Annotated in this window: 17 protein-coding genes; 3 read left to right on the forward strand and 14 right to left on the reverse strand. The window is 49.5% G+C overall.

Annotation, left to right across the window (positions count from 1 at the left end):
* Positions 1-56 precede the first annotated feature (56 nt).
* The gene (locus SynROS8604_RS09570; RefSeq protein ID WP_186543818.1) at positions 57-653 is read left to right on the forward strand and encodes a PCC domain-containing protein; all 597 of its coding nucleotides are present in this window, start codon (positions 57-59) and stop codon (positions 651-653) included.
* Positions 654-767: 114 nt separating this feature from the next.
* Here SynROS8604_RS09570 and SynROS8604_RS09575 read toward each other — a convergent pair whose 3' ends face one another.
* Together SynROS8604_RS09575 and SynROS8604_RS09580 are read right to left on the reverse strand one after the other, a co-directional pair.
* The gene (locus SynROS8604_RS09575; RefSeq protein WP_006853093.1) at positions 768-956 is read right to left on the reverse strand and encodes a hypothetical protein; all 189 of its coding nucleotides are present in this window, start codon (positions 954-956) and stop codon (positions 768-770) included.
* A gap of 586 nt (positions 957-1,542) precedes the next feature.
* A complete protein-coding gene (locus tag SynROS8604_RS09580; RefSeq protein ID WP_186543819.1) occupies positions 1,543-2,055 on the reverse strand; it encodes a hypothetical protein in 513 nt (170 codons plus the stop codon).
* A gap of 776 nt (positions 2,056-2,831) precedes the next feature.
* Here SynROS8604_RS09580 and SynROS8604_RS09585 point away from each other — a divergent pair.
* On the forward strand, positions 2,832-3,209 hold the full coding sequence (locus SynROS8604_RS09585; protein WP_186543820.1) for a hypothetical protein: 378 nt from the start codon (positions 2,832-2,834) through the stop codon (positions 3,207-3,209).
* A gap of 344 nt (positions 3,210-3,553) precedes the next feature.
* A complete protein-coding gene (locus tag SynROS8604_RS09590; RefSeq protein WP_186543821.1) occupies positions 3,554-4,039 on the forward strand; it encodes a hypothetical protein in 486 nt (161 codons plus the stop codon).
* A 281-nt stretch (positions 4,040-4,320) separates the two neighbouring features.
* Here SynROS8604_RS09590 and SynROS8604_RS09595 read toward each other — a convergent pair whose 3' ends face one another.
* The 12 genes from SynROS8604_RS09595 to SynROS8604_RS09650 all read right to left on the reverse strand — a co-directional run bounded on the left by SynROS8604_RS09595 (position 4,321) and on the right by SynROS8604_RS09650 (position 13,811).
* Positions 4,321-4,584 (reverse strand): 2TM domain-containing protein, encoded by a 264-nt coding sequence (locus SynROS8604_RS09595; protein WP_186543822.1) that lies wholly within the window; start codon positions 4,582-4,584, stop codon positions 4,321-4,323.
* Positions 4,585-4,623: 39 nt separating this feature from the next.
* On the reverse strand, positions 4,624-5,562 hold the full coding sequence (locus tag SynROS8604_RS09600; RefSeq protein ID WP_186543823.1) for a hypothetical protein: 939 nt from the start codon (positions 5,560-5,562) through the stop codon (positions 4,624-4,626).
* Positions 5,563-5,600: 38 nt separating this feature from the next.
* Positions 5,601-6,518 carry a metal ABC transporter substrate-binding protein gene (locus tag SynROS8604_RS09605; protein ID WP_255444991.1) on the reverse strand — a complete coding sequence of 306 codons (918 nt, stop codon included), beginning with the start codon at positions 6,516-6,518 and terminating at the stop codon, positions 5,601-5,603.
* A 27-nt stretch (positions 6,519-6,545) separates the two neighbouring features.
* On the reverse strand, positions 6,546-7,328 hold the full coding sequence (locus SynROS8604_RS09610) for a metal ABC transporter permease (protein WP_186543824.1): 783 nt from the start codon (positions 7,326-7,328) through the stop codon (positions 6,546-6,548).
* Entirely contained in the window at positions 7,321-8,037 is a 717-nt protein-coding gene (locus SynROS8604_RS09615; protein ID WP_255444992.1) for a metal ABC transporter ATP-binding protein, read from the reverse strand. Before SynROS8604_RS09615 ends, SynROS8604_RS09610 begins: the two co-directional genes overlap by 8 nt.
* 11 nt (positions 8,038-8,048) lie before the next feature.
* Positions 8,049-9,377, reverse strand: coding sequence for a hypothetical protein (locus SynROS8604_RS09620; RefSeq protein WP_255444993.1), 1,329 nt, complete (start codon positions 9,375-9,377; stop codon positions 8,049-8,051).
* Positions 9,378-9,433: 56 nt separating this feature from the next.
* Positions 9,434-10,123 (reverse strand): TIGR03943 family protein, encoded by a 690-nt coding sequence (locus SynROS8604_RS09625; protein ID WP_186523139.1) that lies wholly within the window; start codon positions 10,121-10,123, stop codon positions 9,434-9,436.
* 4 nt (positions 10,124-10,127) lie between these two features.
* Entirely contained in the window at positions 10,128-11,087 is a 960-nt protein-coding gene (locus SynROS8604_RS09630; RefSeq protein WP_186543826.1) for a permease, read from the reverse strand.
* Positions 11,088-11,102: 15 nt separating this feature from the next.
* Positions 11,103-11,444 (reverse strand): c-type cytochrome, encoded by a 342-nt coding sequence (locus SynROS8604_RS09635; RefSeq protein ID WP_186543827.1) that lies wholly within the window; start codon positions 11,442-11,444, stop codon positions 11,103-11,105.
* Between the two features lie 312 nt (positions 11,445-11,756).
* The gene (locus SynROS8604_RS09640; protein ID WP_255444994.1) at positions 11,757-11,975 is read right to left on the reverse strand and encodes a DUF3721 domain-containing protein; all 219 of its coding nucleotides are present in this window, start codon (positions 11,973-11,975) and stop codon (positions 11,757-11,759) included.
* Between the two features lie 238 nt (positions 11,976-12,213).
* Positions 12,214-13,059 carry a metal ABC transporter permease gene (locus tag SynROS8604_RS09645; protein ID WP_186545925.1) on the reverse strand — a complete coding sequence of 282 codons (846 nt, stop codon included), beginning with the start codon at positions 13,057-13,059 and terminating at the stop codon, positions 12,214-12,216.
* Entirely contained in the window at positions 13,059-13,811 is a 753-nt protein-coding gene (locus tag SynROS8604_RS09650) for a metal ABC transporter ATP-binding protein (RefSeq protein ID WP_038013367.1), read from the reverse strand. Before SynROS8604_RS09650 ends, SynROS8604_RS09645 begins: the two co-directional genes overlap by 1 nt.
* Between the last annotated feature and the right edge of the window lie 11 nt (positions 13,812-13,822).

The raw sequence follows: 13,822 nt of genomic DNA on the forward strand, positions 1-13,822 counted from the left end.
AAGGCATCTGGCTCCGGCTAGTCTCTTTGTTATCAAAGGGAAGAGCAACTCGACGAATGGATACGCTGACGCTTCATCTTGAGCCAGGCCAAGACCTGCTGCTATCGCTCTCGGCGATAGCCCAAGAGAAACGAATCAGCGGATATTTACTCGGTGTTGTTGGAAATTTATCAAAAGCATCTTTTCAGTGTCCAGGACGCGACAAACCAACCGTTCTAGAAGGTGAACTAGAGATCATCACCTTAAATGGCACCTTTGATGCCGATGGGGTTCATCTCCACCTAAGCCTTTCCGATGGAGCGTGTCAGGTTTGGGGCGGGCATCTCGAACAGGACTCGCTGATCATGAAAGGCGCCGATCTACTTCTAGGCATTCTCAAACAGGGTCAAGAAGCGCAAAGGGCCCACAAAACACGCTTAGAGATCGCCGTCCTTCCTGGATGTCCATGGTGCGACAGTGCCCTACGTCTATTAGAGGCTTACAACATTCCACACCGAGTCATCACTGTTGACAACGACCTCACCTTTCAACAATGCAAACAACGCAGTGGGATGAATACGTTCCCACAAATTTTTATTGACGGAACAACAATTGGTGGCTTCGACAGTCTTGAACAGCTACAGCGATCAGGCGAATTGATCGCACTCAAATAAGAAAAACGATCTTCAAAGTTAAGGCTTTAAACAACACTTAGACAAGAAACATTCCCTGATTGACCCGAAAAAACAAAATTCTTTTACAGTGGATGGTTGTTTCAAGGTGAACAATTACTTTTCTCTAAACTGCTGTTTCTCGTGAAGCAACTCAGTTTCTAGTTGTTGAATCAACTTCGTAACAAGCGCCTGAAACTCAGGCTGGCAACCGCGGAACGCAGCTTTATGGCGAATCGGCTCGTTTCGCGTTCTGAGATCCGTCAGCATCAGCTGCAAGGCATCAATTTTTGCTGTGAAATTCATAGCCGAGTGTGTCTCACAAAAAGAGACTATGACACCATTGGGATCTTGAGAAGCATTTGTAACCGAAGCAGTGGTACTGAGAGAGCCAAGGCAGACCACCAAAGGCAAAAAAGCTATTCAAGCGTGGACTAAAAATGCATTTATCACAGACAACATGAACGCAGCAAGGGTTTAACCACAAAAAGCCTGAGTAAAACAGACGAGATTAATCACTGCACCCCATTCCTGATGGGAGAAGGCGCGATTAAAACGAGTATAATTTTGATGCAAAGGATGTACCCTGCAGGGCTAATAACCCCAGGAGAAAACAGTCAATGTCCAATCGATCCTGCCCGCGCTGTGGATCAAACTCTCTCCGGGCCGATCGCTCCCTTGGTGGACGCATCGTTTGCACAAATTGTGGTGCGCCAGTTGGTCAAGGACAAACCTACAGAGCCAATCAACAATCATTCCGCACAAATAATCGGCCCTGGATTTGGTGGGCCATCGGACTCGGAACCCTGCTCATTATTATCATGATTCAGTCCGGTTAATATTACCTAACAAGAATCCGCCAGGAAGCCAAATAAACATCAACAAATTAAATTCACAAGGTAGTAAAATATCTCCAAGGAATACCAAATGTCGCTAGTGCATGACCATTGTCACCAGTCTCAGCAGGAAAGACCGCTGCAATGGCCAACTCATCATCTTCAAAGCAAGTGCGTGATTTAACAACAAAACCAGCGAAATCATCTGCTCCCCACATCAATGTGCCAGCTTTTTTCTCTTCTTGATATTCATCAAAAACTTCAGCAAACTCTTTTCCATGCTGACCGTTTAGCATTTCATCGATAGCAGCATCAGAGCCACGATCCGGGTAAATATCAAATAGCTTACGAATTAAGGGATGGTCAATCTTGGTTGAGACGCGCAATACATTTCCCAAACTCCCAACCGACGATTGCATCAACACAGGTGGTTCTTGTCGCGCATCAATGACAGCCACTGGAAGGTTGAAATCCCATACCAGGCGCTTTCTCACGTCAGCGGCAACGACAGCCAAAGGCCCAGACAACTGCTCCACCAATCGCTTGACACGGTCTTCTGAAATAGTCATGCATACAAAATAACGGTTAGAAACGAAAGCCGTAATGGCTCCATCATGGTGTCAACAACAAAGTGCTGGATACCAATGGGTCATACGGTCGCTCCACCACCATTCAAATAACAATCATGGACTATCAAAAGCAATCATATCAACAATTTCATCTAAAGAAGATTTTGCAGAGAACTACAGAACCAAGCCTGAGATCCATAGGCCAGAAGTCAAACGAGTCCATCCGCATACATCCACATCGCAGTCATCACTCCCACTGCAATAGTAATCATCAGCACACTCATGCTGATGGTGTTAAAGCGAATCCGCCTTTGAATTTCGGCCATAACTTTTATCCTTAGAGCTGCCATGACAATACGACAAATAAAAGATCGTGACGAATTCTTATTATTCCTTCGTGAAAGATATCTCAATTCCGCATCTCAATCCAAGAAATCCAGTAAGGCCAATGGATCTCAAGGAGTGCATGCAAGGCCGGATCAGGCGAAAACGAGAAAAATCAAGATCGCTCAAAGCCATGAGCTGACATAAAGACTGTTGCCTGAAGACAGGAGCATGCAGGCATCGTGTTCGACGCAAACAAAGATCTAAAAAAAGTCCAATATTTCTGAATACATGTCTATTCAGAAATATTGAATGAATCAACAAAAGCTCAAAAGCGTTCTAACGAATGCTCGCAGCTTGCAATCAACAACATCTCCATGAAAAGCCAAAGAAGCCAAGGTCAATACAATATAATCAAGAGTCTGTAGAATTTGCCGAGTAAGGACAATGAAATGCAAATTTTCATCCCTAAAAGGCAAGCCTTTATTAATTTTCTATTGGTAGCAATCTCAATCCCAAACCCAGTCTCTGCAGACAACAAAAAAAATGAAGAATGGGTTGATATTGGAATATCAGAAGAACGCGAAAAGATCTCTATCAAAAAAACAAGAGAATTAGGGGATAACGAGTTTTCCTATCAAAATTCAGACAACAACATCATTCTTGTAAAATGCAAAGACGACAAAATCTTGATGAGATATTGGTACATCACCCAAATCGACACCTACAACAAAGAAGAGGTTACGAGCAAGATGCGATGGCATAGGGCAACTCCCCAATCACAAGCACAACAAGAAAGCGAATTTATATGCAACAATCATAACAATTAAAGAGATTGATCTGAATCAAGACATGATCTCAAAATCAAAAGTAAAGATCAAGACACACCAACACAAATCCCGCGAATCAACCTCGGTAAAAATAGATTCCTTAGCCTTTAGAGCTACATCGGCAGACAAAAGCAAATTAAGAATAGAATGCATAAGTACATGGAACGTCAAAAGAGGCATTCATCGCAGACAAGCGCATCTTCCGGCTCTCGAAAGTCTCCAAAGCATTGGAAATCATCTAAAGCACGACGTTATGCACTCGCCGTGAAAGAGCTTCATTTTTGTTTTGTAAAGTCAAGACCAAAATCGAACAGACTGACTATGGACCCTTGATCAACTGAGCCATGATTCGAACTGTGCACTCTGCACTTTTCGCCTTCGCACTGGTGGCCTGCTTCGTCATCTATCCGTCCACTGCCATCGCTTGTGTTGAAGGATTGGCTTGGGGAATGCCCCAATCAGAGATCAACGACCACCTCCACGGTGCCATCAAACAGGAAGACCTCAACTCTCAACGCTTGATCGCTCGTAACGTCCATCTCGATCAATTACCTGTTCCACAGCTCACGTTAGACATGAACGAGCAAGGTGGACTGGAGTCACTGGCTTACGAATTCAGCATGGATGACATGACAGAAGTCCTTGCTGGTTTAAGTGCTCGGCACGGCAAGCCAATCAGCACATCAATCAAAGAAGACAGCTATGAGGATCAGCTCTGGGTCTGGAACACAGGTGAGGACCTGATCACAGCCGTAAAACGAACGAACGGACATGTGCAGAAATTTCTGATTGCCTACCGACCAAGCCGACTCAACCCCGAAATGCTCTAAGCATTTCATCCCCTGAAAAGCTTGCTATCACTGCAAAGAGAACCCAATACCATCAGCAGATGAGCGATTTTTTTTACTCTCTAGCAAGCTGGAGATGGCCGATCGCACTCGTTCTTTCCTTCTTTTTTGTGAGTCGTGCCCTCATTGTGATTGCAAGAATGGGGATCCGAGTTGAAATTTTCACGCGTCTCCCCATTCTTGTAGGGACAGGAAGGGAACCGATCAAAGCGGAGGTTGGCAAAGTGCGGATCTAAGAGACACGCACCCAACACCGATTGAATTCAGATTCTCTCGATCTCTCGATTGATCTCCTCTTCACTGAACGCGTGACGATGAGGATGGGTGATTTTCCATCCTTGAATCAAAAGAGCGCCCCCCCAACCGATTAGTGGATAGATCGGCCAAAAAAAGCCAAACCCAGAGAAAGCCCACACCACAATCAAGAGACCATTCACCCAGAAGTAATTGATCACTTGATGGCGATAGGCCCTCTTGCGGCTAAGACGGCTGATGGCTAAGCGGCGAATATCATCTGCATAATTCATAAGTGTTAGGAGATCAGATCATAAAAATGCTAGCAATCATCAAAAACTAAAGCTAACACCCGTACCAATATGATGCTGCCAACCTATGCCCCATCCCCCTCCTTTGCGTTCATCGGTGCTATAGATAGGCTCCCAATGAGCAAATAAAACGACTTGGTCGTTAATCGGGTATTCAAGAGCAATTTCACCACCCCAGTCAGTTCGTTGAGATAGTCCTGAGTAGTTTCCTGGTGTATAAAAACGTGGTCCTCCCGTAAGAGTAACATTTAACAAATCAACGTTGAAACCGAAACCAAGCCACGTATCAGTGTAATTCCCTAAATAAGTTCCGTCACTTTCCCATCCACTCCGATTTTCAGCTGAAACAAAGATGCCGTCTGCAATTGACTCAAGCCCATCACCAAGTGCAAAATTCAGATCACCGTCTCCGAATGCATAGGCGAGTTTAGCTCCGACTTCATGTTTAAGGCCCTTTGTGTCTTCGGCGATGCTAGAAGTTACATAGTAGGGCTTCCAATCAACTGAAACAGAGAAACGATCATTGGGCTGATATCTAGCTGCTAAATAAGCTTTTGCATCAACTCTTCGAAAGGGTGCCCCAGATTCTTCCTCTTCTTCCTCTTCACCTTCTTCCTCGATTTCAACTCTGCCATAAAAGTGCTCCGCTTCACCGTAGACAGCAGCTGGACCGATCAATGCTTCAATTGCAAAAGCACCATCGTTTTCGAGCCCCCACTCAAAAACACCTCCAAACTGGAGATCAATGGCGTAATGCCTTGGTTGACCTTCGAGATTATCTTCTAATCCTGCATGACCTTCTATGGTCAGGACTGGCGAAGCTTTAAATTCTCCAGCTTCTAATGATTCGCCCCCTGCAGCGCCATGAGCTCTTACTGATGTAAAAGATGAAGTTGAAATTACAAGAAAAGCTGCTGAAGCGCCAGCACGAATGAGTTGTCGACTGAATGATGAAAACATGAAATTAGTGAAATAGAATGAAGTGGAATTAAAGCTAATTATTTAATAGAATTCCATTGATTTTGAAGCTTGCTAGCAGCGGCTTCATTACAACTACCTCCTTGAGCATTTACAAAAATGCAAATATTGCTCGTTGCCGTTTGAACCAAACTTTTCCCTGGTGCTTGACCATCACCAAAAAGCACTTGCTTGGCAATCGGAACTCCGCTACTACGACTAATCCGTCGCATTGTTTTAGAGGGAGGAAGTGACTCGGGGAAGATGGCCTTACTGCCAGAGGCTTTGATCGACTTGCTGATCGCAGACAAGCTCGAAGGACGCAATGTTCCACCCGTGGTGTAATCATCCAAAACGGGAAGTTCACGAAAGCCATAACGCTTCGCCAAGAAGTCATAAGTGCGGTGACCGGTCACAACCACACGCTGCTTTTCAGGAACAGTTGCTATTTGTTGACCAATCCAACCTCCAAGAGAGACAAGAACGCGATCAGCTTGTGCCCGGCGTTGATCAATTTGAGCATCACCATTGGCATCAAACAGAGGCTTCAGGCTCGATGCAACGGTGTTGGCCATTGCAATCACATTGGCTGGATCGTGCCAGATATGAGGATCATTCTTCGGGTTGTTAGGGACAGCAATATTTCCAACTTTTACGACGGTGCCAGGGGTTCTGATCTTGTTGAGCGCTGGCGTGAGGTCATATCCATTCAGCAACACAAGTTGGGCTTTCGCGAGATTGCCTCGATCAGCTGGGCGCAAGGCCATGGAGTGCGGATCTGTACCCGGCTTGATCAAGCAGATCACTTTTGCTTGATTTCCCACCAAAGTGCGCGTGAGATCACAAAGAATCCCATCGGCAGCAACCACGGTGGGAGTTGCCGTATTAGCTGCCGCCAGCAAGACACTGGCAAACGGTAAAGAAGCGGGCAGGGGCACTTGAGAAAAGAGAATGTCCAAAAATGATAATCATTCTCAAAAGTTTGTCTAGGTACTTCTGCTTGCCAATGGGCAAAGCAACACAACACATGCCACCCCGATCAAAGGACCTGGGGGGAGATTGAGAGGCAAGGCCAAAAGGAAACCACCGCCACTCAGGGCCAAACCCACAACAGCTGCCTGAACCATTGCGGCACGAAGACTTTTTACCCGGCGTAGCCCTGGAAGAACCGGTGCGCATAGCAAGCCAATCACCAGAATCACTCCCACTGCTGCCATTGCACTGACAATCACCGCAGCCGTAACCGCAGACATGGCAAGCCGTAGACCTCGCACCGGCAGCCCCGCCGCCGCTGCACCCTCTGGATCAACACCCACATAGACAAGCTGCCTATAGCGAGTGCCAAGAAGCAAGGCCACAGCCAGGCAAGCACACAACACCCGGCCTATATCAAGCCAACCCACCGTGAGCAAATCACCAAACAGCAAGGCTTCAAGATCCAGGCGCAAACCCAGCAAAGGGATCAGCAAAACGCCGAGCCCAAGAAAACCGGCAAGCACGGTATTGATTACAGCTTCCTCATTCAGCTTCGAGCTGCGCTGCAATCGTTCCGCCAGCAGGGAACCAAGAATGCCGCTGATGACGCCCCCCACTGCTGGGTCAAAACCAAACGCAACGGATACCGCCAGTCCTGGAAGAACGGCATGGGAAATGAGGTTGGCCTGAAGCACCCGGCGCTGGGTCACTAACAGAGTTCCCATGACAGGACACAAAATTCCCACCAAAAGTGCCATCAACAGAGGCAACAACCAAAAAACGATCTCATCCACAGTGATGATTCCCCGGATTAACCAAACCTTTAAGAGAGCTCCTCACCTCTGCAGGAGGGCCATCAGCAAGAACACGCCGATCAACCACGATCACGCGGTCATAGGAATCGAGCGCCTCACCCCAGTCATGACTACTCACCAGCAAGGTATGACCAGCATCAGCTAATTGGCGCATCAGGACTAACAACTGATCACGAGAGGGCGGATCAATCGCAGCACAGGGTTCATCGAGAAGAAGCATGCGAGAGGGTTGTACCAAAGCGCGGGCCAGCAAAGCGCGTTGCTGCTGCCCACCTGAGAGTGCATCAAGGCGTCGGTTTCCAAGGTCTGCCAGCCCAACCCGTTGCATCGCAGCCTCCCGATCGCAGCACCCAAAGGCTTGACCGTTCATGGCGCCAAGATCCACGAGATCACGAACACTGATTGGGAACGACCAATCAATCCGACTGCGCTGAGGCATCAACACCACCCGTTCACGGCAAGTTTCGATCGGATCCCCATCGCAGTAAACCGAGCCACTTGACGGACGTAATTGCCCCTTAAGCACATGCAACAGAGTGGATTTACCGGCTCCATTTGCACCAACTAGAGCTGTCAATGTCCCTGATTGCAGCGACAGCGAGACGTTTTCCAACACAACGTTATCGCCATATTGAACATTCACATCCCTTGCTCTGAGAACTGGCTCTTCCAAAAATTGAAACGTCAAGTTGGCTCAACCTATCGACGGACCTTGGAGAATTCACCCAATTCGCCACCTGCTGGTAACCATCGCGCCAACACAACCTGAGGCTTAAGAAGTTCAAACTCAAGGCTGCTGCCATCAATGAGGGCAGCTCGGCGTTGCATACCATCCCCATCTGTCATCACCGTAAGAAGACGATTCGTGGCGGGATCAACATCAAGAATCGCGCCTGAAGCCAAATACCATCCAGGCAAAGACCTTCGCTTGAGCACTGTTCCAGAGCTGTTCAGAAGCAGTAATTCATCGCGAAGAGTCGGAGATGCATCACGCAGAACAATCCAAATCTTTTCTCCCCGGTTATCGCAAGCTGTGGCCATCACTCCCGCCTCTCCCAACCAAACCTGTCGTGGGGGCTGTCCTGGAATAACGAGCTCTATCGACCGTCGATAATCAGGCCAATTCCTTAACAACACCGCGCGACCAGAGCCAGTGCAAAACGACTTGAGCTCCCTGCTTCCAGGCAGGCTCTGCGAAGCATTCCTATTTCGATCAGGGTGCATTGGTAAAAGATCAAGCCCGTCGTAAGAGGGAACAACCATTCCGCTTCCATCAGGAAGAAGACGAATTGCGCCTGCAACCTCGAGGTTGAGATCCCGTCGCTTGGCGTTAACTGAACGAATCCAGGTGCGATCGCTACCAGCTTCAATACCACCAACTTGCACGAGTAATTCCCCGCGCTGATTGCTACTTAAGTGGGCAAACAAAAGTGACCCAGATGCCAAGGATTGGATGGCACCTGGGCGGGGATCTGCCAATCCTTCCGCTTGATGGCTAATGGCCCGCGGAGTGAGCTGGCGAAGCAACACCTCAAGCTTGGAAGCATCGTTATCGGTCACGAAGGCAACGCCCTCTCCATTGCCAAGCGGCTCAAGCTGAAGAATGCGCTGCTCAATAGACGACAACGGCAACCAACTGCCATCCTTACGACGCAGTTTTAACTGCTCTCCCTCCTCCTCGACCACCACTGCAACGAGAGTGGAACGAGGGTCCCACCAAAGCGAGTGGTTAGGCAGAGCAAGCCCCCGTTGATCATCACCAGCAAGAACAAGCCTCTGAGGCGAACGAATGAGGGCGCCAGGATCCAGAAGCAAGCGGAACTGATCCTGATGACCAAACCACTGATGGGGCTGATCGGGGAACAGACCACTGTTTTCAGCCACCGACTTGCGGTTCATCGTTCGGCTGAAACGCACGTCAAGGGCTGCAGCACCTGAACGCATGGATTGAATCGCAACGGATCGCAAACGCGGCGGACGACGCAACAAAATCTGCTGCTGGACCAAAGCAACCAGGCCCAAGCCCATCAATGCGACGCTTAAAAGTCGAATTTTTGCGCTCGATGAGCCAAACCCCTTAGAGCTCATGGTTCCAGAGGCCGTTCAGGCCTAGGGATGGATTGAATTGTGGTGGGCTTCACCATGTTGATTAGCAGTCCATCCATGGTCTTTGTTGTCATCGTTCCCTCGATAGCCAGCCATTCATCCGGCTTCGGATCCGCGTTTGCAGGCCATTCAATGGGGAGGCCAGCAGGGGTGGCATCAGCCAGACAGCACCGAACCGTGAGACGGGCGAGCTGGGGCTGCATCCCAGGGCGTTGAAGCACAAAACCACTAATTCGCACAGGATCACCTGCATGCAAATTGGGATCGGGCTGACTGCGCAGCAGCCGCACCCATTCCGTCAACGTGCGTTGTTCCGGCGGAAGGAAAAAACTCAATCGCGGCGCCTCAGGCAAGGTTTCGCTGCGATTCGCAGCCAAATCACTGAAAGAAGGTTCAGGGGGAAACAGCAAAACCAACAAGGCCACCGCAACCGAAACCAACCAACTCAAAGGAGTTAGAGGAGTTTTCAAGCGTGGAGCAGAGCGAAGCTGTATGGCTCCGAGCACCATCAGCACAACTCCTGCAATCGCAACCACCGGATGGAAAACCGCATTCAGCAGTAGATCCAAACGAGCCGACACACTGCTCCAAACCAACAACCATCCCCAAAGCAGCAAAACAAGGGGAGGTACGTATCGCGCTTGTCGAATCCGGTTCAGACGTGGCATTGCGTTAAAGCAGCACAAGATTGACCCATTGCCCGATCAAGAGAACGAGCAACGATGCCGCAACTGCGGTGATGGCAATGGCTCGCGTTGAAAGAAGCACAGTGAACAAGCCAGCAAGCTTGAGATCCACCACTGGACCAAGCAGCAGAAAGGCCAACAAGGCACCGGGCGTGACCTGGGCGGCAAAGCCAAGCGCAAGAAAGGCATCAACGCTGGAACAAACCGAAACCACGAGTGCCAAGAGCATCAGAGCTAGCACCGAAACGGTGGGGCCTGAGCCCAAAGCCAGCAGCCAACTGCGCGGCAACCAGGTTTGCACCGCAGCGGCAAGGGCACAGCCAAAGACGAGCAGGGTGAGCAGGCTCAAGAATTCACGCGTGCTGTGTTGAAGCAGCTCTGCAGGTCGCAGCGGCACCTCCTCCAGCCGACGTTCCGAAGCATTGAAGTCCACACCCACCAGCCCACTACGACGTTCAAGCAGTCCCACCCGAGAAAGGGGTTGACTCAGTCTTCGCTCTTCGAGCAAGGCAGACGCCAACAAACGTGATTCAGGCAGCAAGCCGAGAAGAGCGCTGAGCCCGATCGCAATCAGGAAAGCACCAATGGGTCGTCCCCAAAGCAACCAGGTCTGACCTGGAAAGGCTGCCCAAGTGCTCGCTAACACGATCGGATTGAGAACTGGCGCTGCAAACAAAAAACCAAAACCAGTGCCCAGCGGTGCTCCGCTTGCAAGCAAACGTCGTGCAACGGGAACATTTCCGCATTCACAGGCAGGCAAAGCAAATCCGAGCAAAGCCCCAACAACTGGGGCCAGAAGCGGGTGGCGTGGCAATCGCTTGATCCATGATGACTGGGGGACCAGCCATCTCGCCAAACCAGCAATCGCAACGCCCAGAAGCAAGAAGGGGAGCGCTTCGATTAACAGACCTTGAAAAATGGCCCAGCCAGTGGCGAAACGTGTCATCAACCCTTGAAGTGGCTAACTCCAGCCATGACTGGCTTGATCTTCAACGTAAGCCGCAACATCGGCAATTTCATTTTCACTGAGGACATCCAAAAATGCTGGCATTGCGTTACGCCCGTAGGTGACCTGAGCCACGATTCCGGTCTCATGCCCAGTCACGTAGTTGGGGAGAAAAGCTTCAAGGTCGGCCTGCCGCAATGTCCGCTCACTCTTCACAATATTTCCACCGCCGGCATGGCATGCGGCGCAATTGGTATTAAAAATCTGACCACCCCTCACGGTGTCAGAAGCCATCGCACGAATTGGCAGGCTTAAGACCAGCAGCAAAGCAAAAGCAGCAGATAGCAAAAAACGCATGGTTCCCAATATCAATCCTCACCATTCTCAGGAGATCTGAAGCAGCGGTGCTGACGTTGCTGCAGAACGTTATGGAATGAATCTGAGAGTGGTAAGGCCAGCCGAGAAGCCCAACCACTCGCGTGTTCTGAGCACCAAGGGCATCCAGCAATCGCATCGATTGAACAAATCGGCGAGCGTTCTGACGTCTGCTGATGAAATTCAGCAGTTCACAGCTGCCGGACAGCAAAAGATTTTCAGAGCTCTTTCCCCGTTTTCTCAAGTGTCTGAACCCCAAGAGAACCAAAAAGACGGATCGAATTCAGTTCAAAGTCAGTGATCTGCATGAGGGCCATGGTTATGGGAATTGCAAGGCATCCATTTCGCCCCCATCTGATGGGCGCCTTTGCAGTTGAACAAGGTTGCGGCCTCCTCTGCCTCTGCCTTGGTGTCATACATCGCTTTGATGGGCGCAGTGCCGAGTTTCGATGGGGAGGGCTCTTCCCCCATCGCTAGAGCCATGGACGGAGTTGTCAAAACCAGCAAGCTCATGAGCAGTTGAGCTGATCGAAATAGACGCATCTCAGAATGAGTGGCAACAAATTGAGTTTGCTGCATCAAGCCCGCTGGACGAATTCACGGCTTAACAAAGAGCAAAGAAAGCGATACCCCCTTTTGCACCACGCCATCATCACAGTTCCAATTGGGTTGGGAAACAACCCAATGATCCTTAAAACACTTTTCTTCTTCAGCAATCTTCTTCAGCAAATCCTCAAAGATTAGACACTGTTCAAATTGACATTGAGGATGCGAATCGATGGCGCAAAATTCCATGCTTAGGAGCAAAGAGGAACGCAATCAAGAACAAACCGGTCTGTACAAGAACGATGCAACCAGCGGTGGAACTATCCGTCCAATAGCTTGTATAAACCCCAAGAATGCTTGAAAGGATGCTGCTTCCTATCGCCAACCAACTCATTCGATCAAAGCGATCGGTGAGTAAATAAGCGGTAGCTCCAGGAGTCACCAACATGGCAACGACCAAAATAATGCCTACGGTTTGCAAGCCAGCAACCGCCGCTAGAGAAAGAACAGAGAGAAGCAAATAGTGGAGAACGCCGGTATTAATGCCAATCGAGCGTGCATGCGTAGGGTCAAAACAAAACAGAAGCAGATCACGACGAAACAACAAAAGAACAGCCGTTACAAGGGCTGAAATCAGCATGGTTTGTTGGATATCTGCAATAGAGATGCCAAGCACATTGCCAAAAAGAATATGTGTGAGGTCAATATTGCTACGAGTCTTCGAGACCAACACCAGCCCCAGAGCGAAAAAGCCTGTAAACACGAGGCCAATCACGGTGTCTTCCTTGATTCGAGATTTCTGCTTAACGAAACCAATCGTGGCCACTGATCCCACACCAAAGACAAAGGCCCCAACCGAAAAAGGTAGCCCTAATGCATAGGCCAAGATCACCCCTGGCAAGACAGAATGCGAAACAGCATCACCCATCAAAGCCCAACCCTTCAGGGTCATATAGCAAGAGAGGAGACCACAGACGCCACCGACGGTGGCACTGATCAGCAAAGCCCGCACCATGAAGGCGTGCTGAAGAGGCTCAAGCAGAAATGTGATCAAGCGTCCTCCGAGGAACTATGGCCGGTCAATAAATCTGGAGGAAGGCCCCCGAAGGCCAAGGAAAGATTTTCCGGAGTGAACACCTCAGAGGTTTCACCGTAAGCCAAGACCGTTTTATTGATCAGAACTGTGAGATCGCAGAAGTCTCTGACATGACTGAGATCGTGGGTGGAAATCAAAATGGTGCGTCCTTCCGTACGCAACTGAAAAAACAATTCGGCCATCAACTTTTCCGTACGTATATCCACGCCATTGAAGGGTTCGTCCAACAACAACACCGATGCACGCTGGGCAATAGCTCTTGCCAAAAATGTCCGCTTCCTTTGACCTCCAGAGAGAGCAGCGATCGGACGATCCCTCAGGTCAAGAAGCTCAACCCGCTCCAGGGCATCGCGAACGGCCACCCTGTCTGACTGTCGTGGAATCCGGAGCACATTCATGGCTCCATAGCGACCCATCATCACCACATCCCAAACAGAGACGGGGAAATCACAATCGATGCCTTCACTCTGAGGCACATAGGCAACGGCTTGATCGCGCTGAGCCCGGGCAACACTGCGGCCATTGATTCTGATGTGGCCGCGAGAGGGGCGGATAAAGCCAGTTAACGCCTTGAAGAGGGTCGATTTGCCGGACCCATTCATGCCCACCAATCCACAGATGCATCCCGAAGGCAAATGAAGAGAAGCGTCGTAGAGAGCCACTGTGCCGTTGTAGTCAACACAGATCTGATCGGCTTCAATCCGCATCAATTCACTCT

The sequence above is a fragment of the Synechococcus sp. ROS8604 genome, from assembly GCF_014279655.1.
Lineage (GTDB): Bacteria > Cyanobacteriota > Cyanobacteriia > PCC-6307 > Cyanobiaceae > Synechococcus_C.